This is a genomic window from Hyphococcus sp. (genome assembly GCF_041986965.1).
In the GTDB taxonomy this organism is placed as follows: Bacteria; Pseudomonadota; Alphaproteobacteria; order Caulobacterales; family Parvularculaceae; genus Hyphococcus.
The window spans coordinates 1,200,452-1,218,670 of the sequence record NZ_JBHIXB010000001.1 but is presented as its reverse complement, the minus strand read 5'-3'; the positions used below and the strand labels follow the sequence as shown (position 1 = coordinate 1,218,670).

The window sequence follows — 18,219 nt, the reverse complement described above, 5'->3', positions numbered from 1 at the left end:
CGATGAATGCTGGAAACGGCGCGAGCCGGGCCCGCTTCAATCCGTTCTATGTAGGGTTGCGGTTGAGCCTTAAAAGGGCGCGCTTCATATCGTCAAGCAGCGCTTCGAAATTGCGGTCATAGGCCGCTTTTCGAGCGACGAGAACATAGTCGGTCCCGGGCGAGGCCTGAACGGGGAAAACCTCGCGCGCCGCCGCCCGGAGGCGCCGCCGGATGCGGTTGCGGATAACCGAATTTCCAAGCTTTTTGGTGACGGTAAGGCCCAGCCGGGCCACGGGCCCGTTTTCCGGGTTGTCCCGAGCCAGCATCAAAAAAGAGGCGCTGTGCGCCTTGTCAGCTCCGCGCATCGCCAAAAAGTCCCGACGTTTTTTGATGACGCCCATGGGGGTCCTCGCGTGGGCGACGCTAGAGCCTTGATCTGATTTGGTTTTCTGCGCCAGAGCTTACGCGGCCAAACTAGGCCGAGAGGCGCTTGCGGCCCTTGGCGCGGCGTGAAGCCAGCACTTTCTGGCCGCCCTTGGTCGCTTTGCGCGCGCGGAAGCCGTGACGGCGCTTGCGCTTAAGCCGGCTCGGTTGATAGGTCCGTTTCATCGTTCGATCCTCAAAGACGGGTGGAATCGCGGCGCGCGCCGCCAATTCAGCAGTCAAACAAGAGGCGGGGGAATAGACCGGCGGCGGCGCGTCGTCAACACCGGGAACCGCTGAATCCGACGGGTTTCCACCGATTTCATCAAATCCGTCTCCCGAAGGCCATTTTCGCGCGCTTGTGACCAGTCGGGGGCGAAGCGTGACATGAATTCCCGCCCTTTCCCGCTAGAAAGCGGGACGGCGGGGGCCAATCCCCAATAACGGCAAGTCCCGCTATAGTCACCCCGATTCCCGAAAGGCCCATTCCTTGTCCGAAGCTTCTCCCCCCGCCAAAAGCCCGCTCCACCGTCTCCTCCCCCTTGTGATCATCGGGGCGGCGCTGGCCGGCTTCTTCGCCCTCGGGCTTCACCGCTATTTCACGCTCGACGCGCTGCGGGATAATCGAGAGGCCCTGCAAGCCTGGGTGGCGGCGGATCCGTTGCGCGCCATGGCGCTGTTTACAGCCGTTTACGCGGCGGCGGTGGCGATCTCTTTTCCGGGCGCGAGCATCCTCACCATCTTCGGCGGCTATTTGTTTGGCCTTTGGACCGGAACGCCGCTGATCGTCTTTGCAGCGACGATTGGCGCAACCGTCATCTTCCTTGCGGCGAAAACAGCGCTCGGCGACATCCTGTCGAAACGCGCCGGCGCCTTCGCCAAGCGGATGGAAGAAGGATTTCGCAAAGGCGAGCTTTCCTACATGTTTGTCTTGAGGCTGGCGCCGGTGTTCCCCTTCTGGGCGGTGAATATCGCCGCCGGGCTTATGGGCGTTTCCCTGCGCAATTTTTTGATTGGCACATTTTTCGGCATTATTCCGGGCTCCTTCGTTTACGCCAGCATCGGCGCAGCGGCGGGCGCCGCCTTTGACGCCGGTGAAGACATCTCGCTTGCCGGCGTCCTTTTAAAACCGGAAACGCTGACCCCGATTGTCGGGCTGATTGTGTTGGCGCTGATCCCTGTTCTTCTGAAGCGCAAGACCGCGCCGGAGACGCAATAATCATGGCGCAGACAATCAAGGCTGATCTTTGCATTATCGGCGCCGGCTCGGGCGGGCTTTCGGTCGCCGCCGGCGCCGCCATGCTCGGCCGCAAGGTCGTGCTCATTGAAAAAGGCGAGATGGGAGGCGATTGCCTCAACACAGGTTGCGTGCCCTCAAAAGCGCTTATCGCCGCCGCCGCGCGCGCGCAGGAAATGCGCGAAGCGGAGAAATACGGGATCGCCAGTGTCGAACCGCAAGTCGATTTCGCCGCCGTGATGGATCATGTTCATGGCGTCATCGAAACCATTGCGCCGGTCGACAGCCAAGAGCGGTTTGAGGGCCTTGGCGTGACCGTCGTCCGGGAGCATGGGGAATTCACCGGGCCGCGCGAGGTCAAGGCCGGCGACAATATTGTCAAAGCAAAACATTTCGTCATTGCGACCGGCTCGACGCCGTTCGTTCCGCCCATTCCCGGCCTTGATGATGTTTCCTATTTCACGAACGAAACGCTATTCGACAATCGCGTCACTCCCGACCATCTCATTGTCATCGGCGGCGGGCCTATTGGAATCGAAATGGCGCAGGCGCATCGCCGTCTCGGCGCCAAAGTGACCGTCATCGAAGGCGGCAAGATCCTGGGCCGCGATGACCCGGAGCTTGCAGACATTGTTCGCGAACGCCTCGTCAAGGAAGGTGTCGATATCGTGGAAGGCGGCAATGCGGAACGCGTGGAGAAAACCTTAAACGGCGTTCGCGTTACGGTTGGCGCACGCGCGATCGAAGGATCGCACCTTCTCATCGCCGTCGGGCGCAAACCGACAGTAGATGGCCTCAATCTCGAAGCAGCAGGGGTTGAGCATGACAAGCAAGGGCTGAAAACCGACAGCAGCCTGCGCACCACCAATAAGCGCATTTATGCGGCGGGCGACGTCGCCGGCGGGCGGCAATTCACCCATGTGGCGGGCTATCACGCTTCTGTGCTTGTCCGGAATATTCTTTTCAAGGCGCCCTCGAAAAACAACGAATACTTAGCGCCGCACGTCACCTACTGCGACCCTGAGCTGGCGCAAGTAGGTCTAACCGAACGCGAAGCGCGCGACCGCCACGGTGAGATAAAAATCGTGCGGTGGCCGTTTTCACAAAATGACCGCGCAGAAGCCGAGCGCGAAACGGAAGGCCTTGTGAAAGTCGTCACCGACAAGAAAGGCCATGTCCTCGGTGCGGGGATTGTGGGACGCGGGGCTGGCGATTTGCTGCAGCCATGGGTGCTGGCGCTCTCATCAAAGCTCAAAATTCGCGCCTTTACGGATATGATCGCGCCCTATCCCACCCGAAGCGAGGCGAGCAAGCGCGCCGCCAGCGCATGGTATTCCGATACGCTCTTTTCCGACCGGACGCGGTTCTTGATCCGTCTCCTGTCCGTTTTCGACTAGGCTTCCATGAAAACCGCTTTCGCCAAACGGTCGCTCTCGACCAAGCTCCTCTTCCTGACGATCATCTTTGTGTTCGTTGCGGAATTCGTCGTGCTTGTGCCCTCCATTGCGAAACAACGCGGGGACTGGTTCATGATCCGGTTTGAAGAAGCCTATCTGGCCAGTCTCGCGCTTGAAGGCCCGCGCGAGGGCGCGGCTGATGAAATGCTTGTGCGTCAGCTTTTCTCCACGGCGAATATTCTCGGCGTCACGATTAACAGCGATGACATGCGCATGCTGATCCTGGCGCCTGAGATCAATCCCCATGGCGCGCCCAACATGTTGCGCGTGGATCTCACGCAGGAAAATAAAATGGACTTGATCGCAAACGCCTGGGGGACGTTTTTCTCAAGGGGCGATCATCTCATTCAGGCGACCGGAGAGCCGCAATTCGCAACAGATCAGACCGTCGATATCATCGTCTCGCAAAAGGCGCTGCGCGACGATCTATACGCCTATGCGCGCAACATCTTTCTCCTGTCACTGGTCATCTCTACCTTGACGGCGGGGCTGGTCTACTGGTCGCTCAATCGCATGATCGTAAGGCCTGTGAAGCGGCTGACGGAAAACATCACCGCCTTTGACGCCGATCCGGAAAATGCGCTTGGTATCTTAAAACCTTCCGGCCGCAAGGATGAAATCGGCGTTGCAGAAGAAAGCCTCGCCGCCATGGAAAAAAGCGTCCGCGATCTTCTGGGCGAGCGGCGGCGCCTCGCGGCCCTCGGCGCAGGCATTTCAAAAATCAGCCACGATCTTCGCAATATCCTTGCTTCGGCGCAGCTCATGTCCGACCGGCTTGCCAAGTCCGACGACCCGAGCGTCAGAAAGCTTTCACCCCGTCTTATTTCCGCACTCGACCGCGCCATCGCCTTAAGCCGCGACACGCTGACCTTTGGCCGGATGGAATCGCAGCTTCTCAGCAAGTCGCCATTCTCTCTACATGACCTGGTCGATGAAGTGCTTGACGATACCGCCGCAATGGGCGTGACGGCCATCAACAATGCGCCGGAAAACCTGTCGATCGCCGCCGATCGCACACAGCTCTACCGCGCCCTCTTCAACCTTGTGCGCAACGCCGTTGACGCGATGATGGAAATTGAAAACGCCGAAGGTCATACGGTCTCTGTCGACGCTCATGTTGAAAATGGCGCAGTCGCGATTGCGATCGCCGACAGCGGACCGGGGCTTCCCGATCACGCCAAGGCCGACCTCTTTGAACCGTTCAAAGGATCGCAAAAGCCTGGGGGCTCCGGCCTTGGCGTCGCCATTGCGGCGGAAATCGCCCGCGCGCACGGGGGATCGCTGATCCTCGACAAAAGCGACGCGACCGGCGCAACCTTCTGCATCACCCTGCCCGGCGCAGCGCAATAAGGCTATTGCGCTTCAATTTCGCCAGTGAGCCAGACGCCTTCGCGTCGCGGATCGGCGCCGCCTTCGAATGAACCGTCGGGCAGGCGCTTGAACGCATGCACGCCGCTATTGAGATCGCGTGTTTCAACGTCGTGACCGCGCGCCTTCAGCCCTTCAATGATCTGAGTATCGTACCCGTCGGTCTCAAGGATCGGCGCCCCGCGCGGGTAGACAGCGTTCGGATAGTTCACTGCTTCCTGCGTTGACAGCCCCCAATCGATCATGGCGATCAGTGTTTTCGCCACATAGCCGATGATCGCCGGCCCGCCGGGCGAGCCCGCCGCCGCCCATATCTCTCCATTGCCGTCGAAAACAATCGCCGGCGTCATGGAGCTGCGCGGGCGCTTGCCCGGCGCCACGGCGTTCGCCACCGGCTTTCCGTCACGCACCGGCAGGAAAGAGAAGTCCGTAAGCTGATTGTTGAGCACCATGCCGGCCGCCATCTGATGGCTGCCGAAGGCGAACTCAACCGTCGTCGTCATGGAGACCACATTGCCTTCACTGTCGACGATGACGAAGTGGCTGGTCGACGGCGGCTCCGGCGAGGCGTCGGCGCCATAGCGCTTCCACTGCCCGGCGCCGTCAGCGAGGTCATAAGCGGAAGGATCACCCGCCTCGACAGTTTCAGCGGCTGTTGACGGGTCGATCTGCGCCGAACGCGCTTCCAGATATGCGGGGTTCAAAAGGCCGGCGATCACCGCCGCCGATGAAAGACCCTCATCCTCACCCGCCAGCATTTCGTTGTCAGCGAGATATTCGTTGCGGTCCGCATAGGCGAGACGCGAGGCTTCAAAAAGCAAATGCAGCGACTCAATAGAGCCTGCACCGGCGCCCGCTATATCGAACGGCTCCAGCAGCGCGAGAATCTGCAGCAATGTCACACCGCCGGAACTCGGCGGCGGCATAGAGCAGATCTGATAGGCGCGGTAAGGTCCGCAAACTGGGTCGAGCTTCTCCGCCGTATAGGTCTCAAGATCAGCCAGAGTCATGCCGCCCGGGTTGGGCGCTGCGTTCACCGCCTCCACAATCGCTTCGGCGATCGGGCCGGTATAAAAAGCATGCGCCCCGCCAGCCGCGATCGTCTTCAACGTCTCGGCGTAGGCAGGGTTTTTCAATACATGGCCAACGGGCCATGGAGCGCCGTCATCGCTATAAAAATACGATGCGGCGGCCGGCATCTGTTTGAGCCGCGGAATGCGCGACAACAATCCGTTTAGACGCGGCGATACTTTAAATCCGGTTTCCGAAAGCGCGATGGCGGCTTCAAAATTTTCATTCCAGGCGAGCTTGCCATGCTCATCATGTGCAAGCTCAAGCATCCGCACGGCGCCGGGCACGCCGATGGAGAGGCCCCCCGCCACCGCATCGTAAAAATTCATGGCCTCGCCGTCAGCGGTGAGAAAGCGATCCGGCGTCGCCGACGCCGGCGCCGTTTCGCGGCCATTATAAGTTTCAAGAAGGTCCGCCTTGGCGTCGTAATGGAGCATGAAGGCGCCGCCGCCAAGCCCGGACGATTGCGGCTCAACCAGCCCCAGCACCGTTTGGGTGGCGATCGCTGCGTCGACGGCTGAACCGCCTTTTTTGAGAATTTCGGCGCCGGCCTCCGCCGCATAAGGGTTCGCCGCTGCGATGAACCAGCGGCCAGGCGCCGTCTCTTCCGCGGGGGCCGCAGACGTCTCGGCCGCCGCGCCGGCGCTGTCTGGCGCTTCCCCTTGTCCACACGCCGCCAGAAGCGCCGCCGCCCCAATCGCCAAAAGCCAATTCGTCTTGCCCGTCATGCTTCGCTTTCCCATTGCCGCCTCGCATTACACTCATTCATACGCGAGGCCGCAGGACCTTTCGACCCCTGAAGAGAAGCGGCGACCCGCCACGTTTGCAGATCTCAGATCGACGATTTTGGGGCCATTCCCACAAAAATCCGGAAAGGACCGATCAAAGAAAAGATTCGGGCGCCCCGGCGCTTGCAATTGCCCCTGTCTTGGGGTTAAACCCGCGCCTCGCGCCGCTTTGGCGCCAGCGCAGCACCCGTAGCTCAGCTGGATAGAGCACCAGACTACGAATCTGGGGGTCTGAGGTTCGAATCCTCACGGGTGCGCCATTTTACATATCGGCATACCAATATCTTGAGTGAATAGCAGGGCTCGTACGGGATCTGGGGCTCTTGAGACTGGATATTAGCAGGCCGTCAAACATTCATCGCACGGCAAGCTCAAGCGGAGATTACCGGCTACACTCAATCTTCGGCTGTCTATCAACTTTGCATTCCGACAGACGGTCTATGAAAACAATTCGTTACCTCGGCTTCGGCGCAAAACGAATGGATTGCGTTGCGCCGACTGAGACCGGTTTGGTGCGGATGTTATACTGAATGCATGTAGACGGAACGCTCATGGGAAAACGTCCTGAATCCAAAAAACCCATGATAATTGCCGATCCCGCTATGGTTCACGCCGCCAAAGGGCAGTTGGTTTTCCAGATAATGAGAGAACACGCCGTTGACGGTGACGCCGCCAGATGATGTTCGGCTAAGCACCTTGTCCACCATCTCCTGATCCTTGCTGTAAATATAGAGCGCCAGTGGTTTGTCGCGCGCTTCTATATAGCCGATCACTTCATCGATAGAGTCATACGTCATTACGGGGATTACAGGCCCGAAAATCTCCTCCTGCATGATTTTCATTTGAGGCGTCACATCCGTTAGCATTGTCGGATGGACAGTGAGATCATCCGCCTCCAGCTCTCCACCCGCAGCGACGGTCGCGCCCTTCGCCACCGCGTCGTCAAACATGCCTTTAATGCGATCGAAATTCCGTTTGTTGACGATCTGCGCGATATTTTCTTTCCGGAGTTTTCCATCCGTGTAGAGATTTTCTTTTACCCGCGCCGCAAAACCTTGCGTCAATGCGTCTTTCTGTTTTTCCTTCACAAAGACATAGTCGGGACAGATGCAGGCTTGACCGCCATTGAACTGTTTTGCCTGTGCAAGATCCGCCGCCACTTTGTCGATATCAGCGCTCTCATCGACAACGACCGGCGACTTGCCGCCAAGTTCCAATGTCACGCTCGAAAGATTTTTGGCCGCCGCCGCCATGACGATTTTTCCAACGCGCGGAGAGCCAGTGAAGAAAATATGATTGAATGGCAACTCCAACAGGGCTTCTGCGACCGACACCTCGCCCTCAAACAACGCCACTTCATTTTCGTCAAAGACAGAGCGGATGATCTTTCCGGCCACCGCCGCCGTCGCGGGGCAGAGATCGGTGAGCTTCACCATGCAGCAATTGCCGGCGGCGACCGCCGCGGCGAGCGGACCGAGGGTCAGCCCCATCGGGAAGTTCCAGGGCCCCAGGATTAAACACACTCCCCGCGCCTCATACATGATTTTCGCCTTGTCGTCCGGATTGGCCGATGGCTGAACCATTTTCGGCTGCATCCACTCATCGAGATTGTCGATGTTGAGCTGGATGTTGCCCATTACGCCGCCGACTTCAGTCACGCGAATTTCAGCTTCCGGCTTGCGCGTGTCTGTTTGAACGGCCGCGACGATCTCGTCGGCATGCGCCTCGACAGCTTGTTTCAGTTTCGTGAGCTTAGCCTTGCGCGCCTCGGCGGTTGACGCTTTCACGTTCCATTGGTTTTCGTTTTGCAGATCGAAAACACGGGCAAGGTCTTCAGTAGTGTGTTGAGATGTATGTTTCATGGGGCTTCACCAGCTCGGTTTTACAGTTGACATGCACTAAATCCATGTTAGCGGCGCTCGTCAAACCCTGGAACTATTTGCGTCTTAATCCTTCTCCCGGACGCTGTTTTGAGTTCAGTCTGGGGAGCCATGGCGTGACGTTTAAAACTTTCCGCACCGTGATTTGAAGCTCTCCGAATGAAGAGCCTCAATTGGCGCCCCGCGAAGAGACTGGCGCAAGTTTTTGCGCAAATGCGCCGCCGGCGCACAGCAATTTTGAACGAGTATCGGATCGCCCCTGCTGCGCGGAAGCGATGTCAGGACCTTGCCTGGTAGACCACATGCCCCACGGCCGTGTTGCTGGCAGGCACGCGGTAAAAGCGGTGCAGTTCTTCAACGCCATAGCCGAGCGACGCACGCATGATCAGCCACATAATCAGCTCTATGCCTTCCGTGCCCGCCTCGCGCAGATATTTGAGCCGCGTCCAGGTCGCAAGCTCCTCGGGCTCATGCGCAAGGAGATCCAGGAAGCGATTATCGAATTCCTTGTTGATCAGCCCCGCGCGTGTTCCCTGCAACTGGTGGCTCATGCCGCCCGTGCCCCAGACCTGCACATCGAGATCTTCGGGAAAGGTCTTCACCGCGTTGCGGATCGCCTCGCCAAGTTTCCAGCAACGCTCACCCGACGGCGTCGGAAACTGCGTGACATTAACCGCCAGCGGGATGACCTTGCACGGCCATTCCTCAACTTGACCGAACATCAAACTGAGCGGCACGGTCAGGCCGTGATCGACATCCATCTCGTTGATAATGGTGATGTCGAACTCGTCAATCACGAGTTGTTCGGCCACATGCGCGGCAAGGTCGATATGATTGTGCACCAGCGGCACCGGGCGGCGCCCCCAGCCCTCATCAGCCGACTGAAAAGTGTCGGCGAAACCAATTGCAAAGGTCGGCACGATGTCCAGCATCAAAGCGGAGGCATGGTCGTTATAGGCAAGGATCACGACATCAGGCGTATTGTCCTTGATCCATTTTTTGACGAATTCGTAGCCTTGAAAGATCGGCGCCCAATATTCGTCCTGCGTCTTGCCAAGATCGATCGCGGCGCCGATGGCGGGAACATGGCTGGTTGCAATACCGGCGGAAATGCGGGCCACTGTTAATTGCCTTCCCGGATGGAGCGCAGACCTTCGGGACTGCGGCCGCCTTCGCGCATCATTGCAGCATATTCTTCAGGCGACATGCCGGTCATGGAGCCAACCGCCTTCTGCGCGCTCCAGCCGTCAGTGGAGGCAATCTTGACGAGGAAATACATGTTCCCGCCCAGCTCTATGAGCTTGTTGAAGTCACGATCAAGAACGCCCTGCTTCTGGTCTTCCGTCATCGCAAACTTGTCGAGATAGGCGCGTTCGCCTTTCTTGAATTGCTCACGATTTTCCGCCTGCATCAGGCTCATGCAGAACTTGTGCAGATAATAACCCTGCCGGCTGCGGCGGGCGGTGAAAACCTTGGTCCCCGGAATATCCTCCAGGTCCTCAAGCGGATAAAGACGTTGGCGCGGCATGGCTTGCTGCCTATCACACCCTTGCTGGAGCGTCCACGTTTCCGGGGCCGCAGGACCGCAAAACGAGGCGGCTTGACGGCCAAGGCTTTGCTGATACGAAGGCGCTCATGTTTCAAGATACAAAACTCCTCCCGCCCGACCCGATTCTCGGTCTCTCCAAGCTCTATCAGGACGATGCGCGGTCTGAAAAAATTGACCTAGGCGTCGGCGTCTATCGCGACCTCAGCGGTGCGACACCCGTCATGAAAGCCGTGGCCAGGGCCGAAGCAAATGTCATGGCGGCGCAGAAGACCAAAGCTTACACGCCGGTCGACGGCGCGCCGGGTTTCGGCCCCGCCATTCTCAATCTTGTCTTTGGCGAAGACAGCCCGGTCTTGTCGTCCGGCCGTGCAGCGGCGGTGCAAACGCCCGGCGGTTGCGGCGCGCTTCGCCTTGCGGGGGAGTTGTTGAACAGTCAGGGCGCGGAGAGCCTGACGCTGGGCGAACCAACCTGGCCGAACCACATTCCGCTGCTTTCCGCGGCCGGCCTGAAGCTCAATTCGATCCCCTATTACGACCGGGACGCAAACGCCGTCGATTTTGACGCCTTCAAGGCCGGCGCCGCGAAACTCGGTCCGAAAGATGTGCTGCTCGTTCATGGCTGTTGCCACAACCCGACGGGCGCCGACCTTTCCACCGCGCAGATCGACGAAATTGCGGCGATGGCGAACGCGCAGGGCTTCCTGCCGCTGATCGACACCGCCTATCACGGCTTTGCAAAGGACCTCGACGCCGACGTTTACATGATCCGCAAATTCTCGGCGGCGCTGCCGGAAGTGTTGGTCACCTATTCCTGTTCGAAAAATTTCGGGCTTTACCGGGAGCGCACAGGCGCGTTGATCATCATCGGTGAGACGGCGGACAGCGCCCTCGCCGTTAAATCCCAGGCGACCAGCCTTGCGCGCAGGAATTACTCAATGCCGCCAGCCCATGGCGGGGCCATTGTCGCGGAGATCCTGAGCAACCCTGAGCTGACCGCCATGTGGAAAGACGAACTGGCGGAAATGGCCGAGCGCGTACGCGGCAATCGCCGGCTGCTTGCGAAAACAGCGCAGGATTTCGGCCTTCACAACCGGCTCAGCTTTATTGCCGAACAGGCGGGCATGTTCTCCTTGATGCCGCTAAACGAAGATCAGATTCGCATCATGCGCGAAGATCACGGCGTTTATGTCGTCGGCGGCGGGCGCATCAATCTTTGCGGCGTCAATGAAAGCAATGTGGAGCATTTGATCCGCGCTTATAAGGCCGCCACAGAGGCGTAACAGGCGAATCGGTTCATTTTTCTTCAGAGCTTTTGGCTAGCGCCGGGCAGCGAGGATTGAACCATACATGATCGATGATGGCCGACACTGCGAACTTTGACATTGAACGCTTGCATGCTGGCGTCGTTGCCGGAATTGACGAAGCCGGCCGCGGCCCCTGGGCGGGACCGGTAGTGGCGGCCGCCGTTATTCTCGACCCTGACAATTTTCCCGAGGGTCTCGCGGACTCCAAAACACTAACGGAAAAACGGCGCGAAAAACTGGCGCCGCTCATTCGCGAGCGCGCCATAATCGGCGTCGGCATCGCCAGCGTCAAAGAAATCGACGAGATCAATATTCTTCAGGCGACGTTTCTCGCCATGGCGCGCGCCGAAGCCGGACTGGCGACAAAACCGCATGTCTGCATCGTCGACGGCTCACAAAGGCCAAAACTGAAGGCGCGCACCGAAATGATCGTCAAAGGCGACGCCAAGTCGCTTTCCATCGCCGCCGCGTCGATCATCGCCAAAACAACGCGCGATCAGATCATGCGCGATCTTGCTCTCGAGCACCCGTTTTATGAATGGGAAAAGAACAAAGGCTATGGCGCGCCGGCGCACAGCCGTGGCCTCGAAAGTCATGGCGTCACACCACATCATCGCAAGAGCTTTGCGCCGATCCACAACATCTTGTGTGGCGCGGCTCCGCGTTAAAACTTCTTACTAACCTATTAACACTTTGAATCCACTAAAAAATTTCGCCTGACTCTTGACGGGGACTCGGGGCCGACTCAAAGTGCCGCTCCTTGTTTCCGGGCCAAGCTGAGGGGCGTTGCAATGCCAGCGAGCAAAACTGCGAAAAAACCAAAAAAGAAAACCGCAGCCAGGAAAACGGCCGAGCTGCCGCTCGACAAGATTTTGACGGGCGATTGCATCGCGGCGATGAAAAAGCTGCCCGACAATTCAGTCGATCTCGTCTTCGCCGATCCGCCCTACAATCTTCAGCTTGGGCAGGCTGACCTGACCCGGCCCGACAATTCCCGCGTCGACGGCGTCGACGATGAGTGGGACAAATTCGCGTCCTTCAAGGAATATGACAAGTTCACGCGCGGCTGGCTGAAAGAAGCACGGCGCATTCTGAAACCCGACGGCGCAATCTGGGTCATCGGCTCTTATCACAATATTTTCCGTGTCGGCGCAGCGATCCAGGATGAAGGCTTCTGGATTTTGAACGACGTCATCTGGCGCAAGTCGAACCCGATGCCGAATTTCCGCGGCACGCGCCTCACCAACGCCCATGAGACCCTGATCTGGGCGGCGAAGTCGGAGAAATCGAAATACACCTTCAACTACCGCGCGCTCAAAACCGCCAATGACGATCTGCAAATGCGCTCCGATTGGGAGTTCCCGATCTGCACAGGCCATGAGCGCATCAAGGGCGAGGACGGCGCAAAGACACACCCGACGCAAAAGCCTGAATCCCTGCTCTATCGCATCCTGATCGGCTCGACGAAGCCGGGCGATGTCGTGCTCGATCCGTTTTTCGGCTCCGGCACAACCGGCGCGGCCGCGAAATATCTCGGCCGTCATTTCATTGGCGTCGAGCGCGACAAGACCTATATCGCCGCTGCGAAAAAGCGCATTGCGGCGGTGAAACCGCTTCAAGGCGAAGACCTGTCGACACAGCCCTCACCCAAATCGGCGCCGCGCGTGCCGTTTGGAACGGTGGTTGAAACCAAGCTCATCAAGCCCGGCGCGAAGCTTTATTCCCGCAACAAGCACCATCAGGCGAAAGTGCGCGCGGACGGCTCGCTTTATGTGAAAGACGGCGAGATCGAAATTCAGGGTTCAATCCACAAGGTCGGCGCCGCGGTCCAGAACGCGGCCGCCTGCAATGGCTGGACCTATTGGCATTTCGAAGAAAAGACGGGCCTCAAACCCATCGACTTCCTGCGCGACAAGATCAGGAAAGGCATGGCGGGGTAGGCATACCTTCCAGCTGTCACCCCTGGCTTGATCCGGAATCCATTCGCAAGCGTGCGCATTTTTCTGGAACCCCGATCAAGTCCGGGATGACGACGTGTTTAGATGCTGTGCTCCGTACAGCGAAATTTAACGTAAGCCTACCTTGAGCTGGCACGAACTTATTCTGCCTTTTCTAACTCGCCCTCTGCAGATGTCCTGCGCCTCCAATAGGCGACGCCTATAGGTAAGATCGCAACAATAAAAAAAAGAGCTAGCACAGGAAGCGATAGCATGGCTCTCATAAAAATGACGGGATAGTAGGCGATGGGCACTTCAGTTCCCCAGAGCTGGATGATGCTCACACAAAGCCCAATGAACAAAAACACCAAAACCCAAATCTTCAGCAAAGACCATGCAGATTTTCTGAAATCCCTATCCATCAGATTTCTTTCACTCCTGCACCGTCCAATAAAGTTCGTCCGTATAATATCCCATGCGCCGGAGGTCATTCACGGCCAAGTGGCGCGCCTCTTCGGAAATCGTCGGTGTACGGCTTAATATCCACAAATAACGCCCCTCCGGCTCGCCCACCAGGGCGAGGGAATAGTTTTCGGCGAGACCAATCACCCAATAGTCGCCCCAGAAGGGGCCGAAGAAACTGACTTTGAGCTTCGCATTTGATGTTTCATCGACAATGCGGGCGCGGCCCTTGGCGACATCCGCCTCGCCGTCGGGCGAGCCCTTGTGACAGGTGTTGGTGACGGAGATGAGGCCGTCATCGCGCATGGCGTAATCGGCGGTGACGCCTTCGCAGCCTTCCTCAAAACGGTTCGGGAACCGGGCGATCTCATACCAGCGGCCGAGATAGCGCTCCGTATCCACATATTCGACGGTGGTCAGCGGCTCGGTCCCGTCGCGGTTCACCGGCGGCCCGCCACAGGCGGCAAGCGTCAGCAAAGACGTCAAAATCAAAAGGCGCATGGATCGGCTCCCGGCGGCTTGTTTCCTTCTTATATAACATCCCTGCGCGAAAATGGGTCCCGCGATACACAGCCCGGGGGCCAATGCCCGCAAGGCCCGCGCAATAAAAAAGCCCCTCGCGAAGAGGGGCTTTAAGATCCGATATAGCCGAAAAAGCCTAGTTCAGCTTGTCACGCAGGCCGGCGATCGCCTTGTCGATGAAGGGGCCTTGCGCGCCGCCATCCATGCGTTCGCGGATGATGACCCGCGCCGCCTCAATGGCGAGATCGGCCGTCTGGCCGCGCACTTCCGACACAGCCTGCGCCTCAGCGCGCGCGATCTTGTCTTCAGCGGCCTTGATCCGGCGCTCGGTCTGATCCTCGATCTTGGCGCGCGCTTCAGCGGTCATGCGGGCCGCATCCTTTTTCGCCTGCTCGATGATGCCGGCGGCTTCTTCTTCGGCTTCGCGCTGGCGGCGCTGGTAAGAAGCGAGCAGCTCCTGCGCCTCTTCGCGCATCTTGCGGACTTCGTTAATCTCGTCGGCGATTTTCGCCGCGCGCTTGTCGAGACCGGAAACGATCATCTTGTGGACGCCAGCGCGAGCAAAGACGCCAATGACGATCAGGAAGGCGATGAGGACGTAGAACGCCGAATCCTGAAGCAGACCCGGCGAGGCGTGTCCGGCTTCCGCCGCTCCATGAGCGGCTTCTTCTGCGGCGGCGGCGGCAAGTGCGGCAAGGGTCAGCATCTTGTCTTCGTCCTTTAAGCGCGAACGGTCGCGATGGCTTTCGCCACCGCGTCGTCGGTCGGCGCCTCGTCGATCAGGGTTTCGACGACGGCGCGGGTTGTCTCGGCCGCCGCTTCGCGCACTTTTGCGGAGGCGTCGGCTTTCATCGCGGTGATGCGGGCTTCCGCGGCGCCGAGCTGGCTTTCCAGCGCGGCGTCGGTTTCGGCCTGAAGCGCAGCGATTTCCTTGTCCATTTCCGCGCGCGTGTCGGCGGCGATCGCCCCCGCTTTCGCCCGCGCATCGGCCAACGCCTTGCTATAGGCGCTCTCGGCGTCTTCGGCCTGACGTTTGAACTCCGCCGCCTGGTCGAGGTCATCCGCAATGCGGTCGCGGCGCTCTTCGATGGCGCCGCCGAGCGACGGCAGGAATTTGCCCGCCATCAGCCAGTAAAGGGCGCCAAAGGTGAGCGTGAGCCAGAACAGCTGACTCGGCCAGGACGTGGGGTCAAGCTGCGGCAGGCCAGCGGAAGCGGCTTCTTCATGCGCTTCCGCAGCGCCTGCTGCGGCCGTAACGATCAGGTTTGCGAAGACGGACAAGGGTCCTCTCCTTCTTTAAAAGAGCGTGCCTTAGAACGTGTAGAGAATGATCATCGCGATCGCGAAGCCGAGAAGACCGGTGAATTCGGTCAGCGCGAAGGCGAGAAGCATGGTCGGCTGGTTCTGGGCGGCGGCCGAAGGATTGCGGAACGCGCCGGACAGGAAGTTGCCGAAGATGAGGCCGAGGCCGACGCCTGCGCCCGCGAGCGGGATCGCGGCGAGACCGGCGCCGATGAGTTTTGCTGCTTCTGCTTCCATTGTCTTAACTCCTGAAGTTTTTTTCGTTGAGCCGTTGATCCCGGTTTCGCGGCTGGCCCTGATGTCACCGCGCGGGAAAGAGGTTGTTAGTGATCGGCTGCGTGCGCTGCATCTGCGAGGTAAATACAGGTCAAAACTGCGAACACATAAGCCTGCAGCGCTGCGACCAGAAATTCGAGCATCGTCACGGCGACGGCGCCGAGAAACGGCGCAATGCCGAGCACGGAAATAACGCCGCCGACGCTTAGCAAGGACACCACGAAACCCGCAAAGAGTTTCAGGATGATGTGGCCCGCAAACATGTTGGCGAAGAGACGAACGGCCAGTGAGATCGGGCGCGACAGGAACGAGATTACCTCGATCGGCACGATCAGCGGATACATGTAAACCGGCAGGCCTGACGGCGCGAAGAGTTTGAAAAACTTCAGACCGTTTTTCATGAAGCCGTAAACGACGACAATGGTGATGGTGACCATGGCGAGCGCCAGCGTCACGATAAGGTGGCTCGTCGTTGTGAAAGTGTGGAATTCATGCGGCGCGCCCGGGATCGAGGGCAAGAGGCCCAAAAGGTTCGCAGCCAGGATGAAGATGAAAAGCGTGAAGACGTAGGGGAAGAACTTGCGCCCTTCCGAACCGATGGTGTCGCGCACGAGATCGGCGACGAATTCATAAACAACTTCCGCGGCGGACTGGACCCGGCCCGGAATAAGGCTCGCGCGGCGCGTCGCGAGGAAAAAGAAGAACATGATGACGCCGGTGCCGATCAGCATCCACAAGGCGGAGTTGGTGAGCGAAATATCGATTCCACCAAGCGACAGGGGCACGATCGGCGAGATCTCAAACTGCTCCATGGGCCCGGCGGCGCGCAAATCCATCATCTCGTTTTTTCCCGTCGCCTTCCGGCTTCTTCGACCGTCAGTTCCCTGACGATTGATCATTTTCCTGTTGCAGTGTGCGCATCATATTGCGCAGTCCCGCCGCAAATCCGAGCCCGAGACCGATGAGCAGGAACAACGGCTTTGTTCCCAGCCAGGTATCAAGACCCAATCCCAAGAGGCAGCCGACAAAAATCCCGGCCAGAAGGTCCGAGGAAATCCGCATGGCCCGTCCCCAGGCGGAGGCGGATTGCTGGCTGGCCGCCGGTTCTTCACCGCGTCCGCGCATCCGCTCCAGACGCTCGGAGAAGTCTTCCAGCGAGCCCGGCTGGTCGTCGTCAGCCTTGTCTGCGCCGGAGTCATTACTCATGAGCATGCCCGAAAACAGGCGCGAACGGCCGCTCGCGCCCCTTGAAATCGCGGCGGACCATATAGGCGCCGCAACGCAGCGTCAAGCAAAGGCTTTTTCGCGTAAGTCATTGATTTTCATGGGTAGATGAGGCCGCGGCGTCTGGCCGCAAGACGCGTTGTCGAAACCCGGCCAAGGGGCGGTCGAATCCCTCCCGCACACGCGCCTGTGAAGCGCCGATTGATCTGGCTCATGCGCCCCTGCGGCGGCGGCCGAAATAACCGTCCCGTCAGACATTGCATGGACGATGGAACAAGGGAGCGCTCCAATGAAACTCAATATGGGCATGATCGACCGGGCCGTTAGGCTGATTTTCGCCGCCGTGGTCGCCTATCTTTATTTTACCGGCAAAATCGACGGGCTGGCCGCAACGATCCTCGCTGTGCTGGCGGCCATATTCGTCCTGACGAGCCTGATCGGCTTTTGTCCGCTTTACGCCCCTTTTGGGCTGTCGACCCGTAAAAAGCGCTGATTGCACGCCCGATCCATAAAAATTGAAAGGCCCCGTTCGGCATTTCATAAACGGGCCGGCTTCTAATCGCTCCCGAGCAAAATAGGGGGAGCCGATGTTTGGCCTGTTTTCGCGCAAGACGCAGGAGCCGCTGGAGCTTGAAGGCACAGCGACGATCCATGCGCCGGCGGCGCTGATTTTCAATCTGATTGATTTTTCAAGCCCGGCGAACCGGCTCGCCGCACGCGGTTTTCAGTTTACGGAAAAAGCTGCCAGGCTGGGCCAGTTTGCAGCGACCGATCCGAATTTGCCGGATGTGCATTTTGAATTCGAGGTCGATCTTTATGACGAGGCCAGAACCTATGGCTTTTTCTCAAAGATTCTCGCCGATCCGCCTTTCGGGGGCTTTGACCGCAATCGCGAGGAATTTCACATTGAAGCGCTCGACGACCGCCATTGCCGCGTCACGCTCAAAACCAAAAACTGGTATCGTCAGGGGATGAAAGGCCATCAGCGCCGCAATGAAGAGGCGCTGATGACACAGGCGGTCGCGCAGGATCTCATGAAGCTGAAAGTTGAGGCTGAAGCGCTGGTGAAGGAACGCGCCGCCTAGGCTTCGACGATCGCCTCAAAGCCGCCGAAAATCATGCGCTTGCCGTCAAACGGAATTTCGTCCTCTTTCATCATTTCATGAAGTTCGTCTATCGCGGCTTTGTTGCCGGTGTCGCGCGCTTCTTTTGACGGCCATGTGATCCAGGAAAAAACAACGCTTTCCCCCGGCTCCAGCTTTACCGCCATGGGAAAGGACGTGACCTTGCCTTCCGGCACATCATCGCCCCAGCATTCAACAACGCTGAGGGCGCCATGCTTTTTAAAGATCGGCGCGCACTCGGCCGCCAATTTTCGATATTGCTCGCGCTTTGCATCCACCACTGGAATTAGAAAACCATCCACATAAGTCATATC

22 protein-coding genes and 1 tRNA gene are annotated in these 18,219 nt (G+C 58.7%); 9 read left to right on the top strand and 14 right to left on the bottom strand.

Going from position 1 to position 18,219, the window contains the following annotated elements; all coding sequences use genetic code 11:
- Nucleotides 1-46 precede the first annotated feature (46 nt).
- The gene (gene rnpA / locus ACFC5L_RS06145) at nt 47-382 is read right to left on the bottom strand and encodes a ribonuclease P protein component (RefSeq protein WP_375201154.1); all 336 of its coding nucleotides are present in this window, start codon (nt 380-382) and stop codon (nt 47-49) included.
- Nucleotides 383-455: 73 nt separating this feature from the next.
- Entirely contained in the window at nt 456-590 is a 135-nt protein-coding gene (rpmH, locus tag ACFC5L_RS06140; protein WP_375201155.1) for a 50S ribosomal protein L34, read from the bottom strand.
- 304 nt (nt 591-894) lie between these two features.
- Between rpmH and ACFC5L_RS06135 the strand changes: the two genes are divergently transcribed.
- Genes ACFC5L_RS06135 through ACFC5L_RS06125 form a run of 3 tightly spaced genes read left to right on the top strand, consistent with a single transcriptional unit; the run spans nt 895 to nt 4,448 of the window.
- The gene (locus ACFC5L_RS06135) at nt 895-1,623 is read left to right on the top strand and encodes a TVP38/TMEM64 family protein (RefSeq protein ID WP_375201156.1); all 729 of its coding nucleotides are present in this window, start codon (nt 895-897) and stop codon (nt 1,621-1,623) included.
- Between the two features lie 2 nt (nt 1,624-1,625).
- Complete coding sequence (locus tag ACFC5L_RS06130) at nt 1,626-3,038, top strand: dihydrolipoyl dehydrogenase family protein (RefSeq protein ID WP_375201157.1); 1,413 nt, start codon at nt 1,626-1,628, stop codon at nt 3,036-3,038.
- Between the two features lie 6 nt (nt 3,039-3,044).
- Nucleotides 3,045-4,448, top strand: a complete 1,404-nt coding sequence (locus ACFC5L_RS06125; RefSeq protein ID WP_375201158.1) for a sensor histidine kinase — start codon at nt 3,045-3,047, stop codon at nt 4,446-4,448.
- A gap of 2 nt (nt 4,449-4,450) precedes the next feature.
- On the opposite strand, the gene ggt is transcribed toward ACFC5L_RS06125, so the two are convergent.
- On the bottom strand, nt 4,451-6,265 hold the full coding sequence (ggt, locus tag ACFC5L_RS06120) for a gamma-glutamyltransferase (RefSeq protein ID WP_375201159.1): 1,815 nt from the start codon (nt 6,263-6,265) through the stop codon (nt 4,451-4,453).
- A gap of 243 nt (nt 6,266-6,508) precedes the next feature.
- Here ggt and ACFC5L_RS06115 point away from each other — a divergent pair.
- Nucleotides 6,509-6,585, top strand: a tRNA-Arg gene (locus ACFC5L_RS06115).
- A gap of 261 nt (nt 6,586-6,846) precedes the next feature.
- Here the strand turns inward: ACFC5L_RS06115 and ACFC5L_RS06110 are convergent.
- The 3 genes from ACFC5L_RS06110 to ligA form a co-directional block, all read right to left on the bottom strand.
- On the bottom strand, nt 6,847-8,187 hold the full coding sequence (locus ACFC5L_RS06110) for an aldehyde dehydrogenase family protein (RefSeq protein ID WP_375201160.1): 1,341 nt from the start codon (nt 8,185-8,187) through the stop codon (nt 6,847-6,849).
- A gap of 296 nt (nt 8,188-8,483) precedes the next feature.
- Nucleotides 8,484-9,326, bottom strand: coding sequence for a class III extradiol dioxygenase subunit beta (locus ACFC5L_RS06105; protein ID WP_375201161.1), 843 nt, complete (start codon nt 9,324-9,326; stop codon nt 8,484-8,486).
- A 2-nt stretch (nt 9,327-9,328) separates the two neighbouring features.
- Nucleotides 9,329-9,733 carry a protocatechuate 4,5-dioxygenase subunit alpha gene (ligA, locus tag ACFC5L_RS06100; RefSeq protein WP_375201162.1) on the bottom strand — a complete coding sequence of 135 codons (405 nt, stop codon included), beginning with the start codon at nt 9,731-9,733 and terminating at the stop codon, nt 9,329-9,331.
- 107 nt (nt 9,734-9,840) lie between these two features.
- Here ligA and ACFC5L_RS06095 point away from each other — a divergent pair, with 107 nt between their 5' ends.
- From ACFC5L_RS06095 to ACFC5L_RS06085, 3 genes are all read left to right on the top strand, one after another.
- Nucleotides 9,841-11,034: an amino acid aminotransferase gene (locus ACFC5L_RS06095; RefSeq protein ID WP_375201163.1), complete on the top strand. Its 1,194-nt coding sequence runs from the start codon at nt 9,841-9,843 to the stop codon at nt 11,032-11,034.
- 74 nt (nt 11,035-11,108) lie between these two features.
- Nucleotides 11,109-11,726: a ribonuclease HII gene (locus tag ACFC5L_RS06090; protein WP_375201164.1), complete on the top strand. Its 618-nt coding sequence runs from the start codon at nt 11,109-11,111 to the stop codon at nt 11,724-11,726.
- Between the two features lie 228 nt (nt 11,727-11,954).
- A complete protein-coding gene (locus ACFC5L_RS06085; protein WP_445727736.1) occupies nt 11,955-12,998 on the top strand; it encodes a site-specific DNA-methyltransferase in 1,044 nt (347 codons plus the stop codon).
- A gap of 158 nt (nt 12,999-13,156) precedes the next feature.
- Here ACFC5L_RS06085 and ACFC5L_RS06080 read toward each other — a convergent pair whose 3' ends face one another.
- The 7 genes from ACFC5L_RS06080 to ACFC5L_RS06050 form a co-directional block, all read right to left on the bottom strand.
- On the bottom strand, nt 13,157-13,417 hold the full coding sequence (locus tag ACFC5L_RS06080; protein ID WP_375201166.1) for a hypothetical protein: 261 nt from the start codon (nt 13,415-13,417) through the stop codon (nt 13,157-13,159).
- A gap of 10 nt (nt 13,418-13,427) precedes the next feature.
- The gene (locus ACFC5L_RS06075) at nt 13,428-13,958 is read right to left on the bottom strand and encodes a lipocalin family protein (RefSeq protein WP_375201167.1); all 531 of its coding nucleotides are present in this window, start codon (nt 13,956-13,958) and stop codon (nt 13,428-13,430) included.
- Nucleotides 13,959-14,115: 157 nt separating this feature from the next.
- Nucleotides 14,116-14,685: a F0F1 ATP synthase subunit B gene (gene atpF, locus ACFC5L_RS06070; RefSeq protein ID WP_375201168.1), complete on the bottom strand. Its 570-nt coding sequence runs from the start codon at nt 14,683-14,685 to the stop codon at nt 14,116-14,118.
- 14 nt (nt 14,686-14,699) lie between these two features.
- Nucleotides 14,700-15,260, bottom strand: coding sequence for a F0F1 ATP synthase subunit B family protein (locus ACFC5L_RS06065; protein ID WP_375201169.1), 561 nt, complete (start codon nt 15,258-15,260; stop codon nt 14,700-14,702).
- A gap of 30 nt (nt 15,261-15,290) precedes the next feature.
- Nucleotides 15,291-15,518 (bottom strand): F0F1 ATP synthase subunit C, encoded by a 228-nt coding sequence (locus ACFC5L_RS06060; protein WP_104828989.1) that lies wholly within the window; start codon nt 15,516-15,518, stop codon nt 15,291-15,293.
- 86 nt (nt 15,519-15,604) lie between these two features.
- Entirely contained in the window at nt 15,605-16,393 is a 789-nt protein-coding gene (locus ACFC5L_RS06055) for a F0F1 ATP synthase subunit A (RefSeq protein ID WP_375202343.1), read from the bottom strand.
- Nucleotides 16,394-16,433: 40 nt separating this feature from the next.
- Complete coding sequence (locus tag ACFC5L_RS06050) at nt 16,434-16,763, bottom strand: AtpZ/AtpI family protein (RefSeq protein WP_375201170.1); 330 nt, start codon at nt 16,761-16,763, stop codon at nt 16,434-16,436.
- A gap of 307 nt (nt 16,764-17,070) precedes the next feature.
- Between ACFC5L_RS06050 and ACFC5L_RS06045 the strand changes: the two genes are divergently transcribed.
- Together ACFC5L_RS06045 and ACFC5L_RS06040 are read left to right on the top strand one after the other, a co-directional pair.
- Nucleotides 17,071-17,274: a YgaP family membrane protein gene (locus tag ACFC5L_RS06045; RefSeq protein ID WP_375201171.1), complete on the top strand. Its 204-nt coding sequence runs from the start codon at nt 17,071-17,073 to the stop codon at nt 17,272-17,274.
- 94 nt (nt 17,275-17,368) lie between these two features.
- Entirely contained in the window at nt 17,369-17,866 is a 498-nt protein-coding gene (locus ACFC5L_RS06040) for a hypothetical protein (RefSeq protein WP_375201172.1), read from the top strand.
- Here ACFC5L_RS06040 and ACFC5L_RS06035 read toward each other — a convergent pair.
- Entirely contained in the window at nt 17,863-18,216 is a 354-nt protein-coding gene (locus ACFC5L_RS06035; protein WP_375201173.1) for a DUF1428 domain-containing protein, read from the bottom strand. The genes ACFC5L_RS06040 and ACFC5L_RS06035 overlap by 4 nt on opposite strands.
- Between the last annotated feature and the right edge of the window lie 3 nt (nt 18,217-18,219).

Bases quoted from the DNA above. Each gene is read 5' to 3' on its own strand.
- rnpA (WP_375201154.1), bottom strand. From the start codon at position 382: ATGGGCGTCATCAAAAAACGTCGGGACTTTTTGGCGATGCGCGGAGCT.
- rpmH (WP_375201155.1), bottom strand. From the start codon at position 590: ATGAAACGGACCTATCAACCGAGCCGGCTTAAGCGCAAGCGCCGTCAC.
- ACFC5L_RS06130 (WP_375201157.1), top strand. From the start codon at position 1,626: ATGGCGCAGACAATCAAGGCTGATCTTTGCATTATCGGCGCCGGCTCG.
- ACFC5L_RS06125 (WP_375201158.1), top strand. From the start codon at position 3,045: ATGAAAACCGCTTTCGCCAAACGGTCGCTCTCGACCAAGCTCCTCTTC.
- ggt (WP_375201159.1), bottom strand. From the start codon at position 6,265: ATGACGGGCAAGACGAATTGGCTTTTGGCGATTGGGGCGGCGGCGCTT.
- ACFC5L_RS06110 (WP_375201160.1), bottom strand. From the start codon at position 8,187: ATGAAACATACATCTCAACACACTACTGAAGACCTTGCCCGTGTTTTC.
- ligA (WP_375201162.1), bottom strand. From the start codon at position 9,733: ATGCCGCGCCAACGTCTTTATCCGCTTGAGGACCTGGAGGATATTCCG.
- ACFC5L_RS06095 (WP_375201163.1), top strand. From the start codon at position 9,841: ATGTTTCAAGATACAAAACTCCTCCCGCCCGACCCGATTCTCGGTCTC.
- ACFC5L_RS06090 (WP_375201164.1), top strand. From the start codon at position 11,109: ATGATGGCCGACACTGCGAACTTTGACATTGAACGCTTGCATGCTGGC.
- ACFC5L_RS06085 (WP_445727736.1), top strand. From the start codon at position 11,955: ATGAAAAAGCTGCCCGACAATTCAGTCGATCTCGTCTTCGCCGATCCG.
- ACFC5L_RS06080 (WP_375201166.1), bottom strand. From the start codon at position 13,417: ATGGATAGGGATTTCAGAAAATCTGCATGGTCTTTGCTGAAGATTTGG.
- ACFC5L_RS06075 (WP_375201167.1), bottom strand. From the start codon at position 13,958: ATGCGCCTTTTGATTTTGACGTCTTTGCTGACGCTTGCCGCCTGTGGC.
- atpF (WP_375201168.1), bottom strand. From the start codon at position 14,685: ATGCTGACCCTTGCCGCACTTGCCGCCGCCGCCGCAGAAGAAGCCGCT.
- ACFC5L_RS06060 (WP_104828989.1), bottom strand. From the start codon at position 15,518: ATGGAAGCAGAAGCAGCAAAACTCATCGGCGCCGGTCTCGCCGCGATC.
- ACFC5L_RS06055 (WP_375202343.1), bottom strand. From the start codon at position 16,393: ATGGATTTGCGCGCCGCCGGGCCCATGGAGCAGTTTGAGATCTCGCCG.
- ACFC5L_RS06050 (WP_375201170.1), bottom strand. From the start codon at position 16,763: ATGAGTAATGACTCCGGCGCAGACAAGGCTGACGACGACCAGCCGGGC.
- ACFC5L_RS06045 (WP_375201171.1), top strand. From the start codon at position 17,071: ATGAAACTCAATATGGGCATGATCGACCGGGCCGTTAGGCTGATTTTC.
- ACFC5L_RS06040 (WP_375201172.1), top strand. From the start codon at position 17,369: ATGTTTGGCCTGTTTTCGCGCAAGACGCAGGAGCCGCTGGAGCTTGAA.
- ACFC5L_RS06035 (WP_375201173.1), bottom strand. From the start codon at position 18,216: ATGACTTATGTGGATGGTTTTCTAATTCCAGTGGTGGATGCAAAGCGC.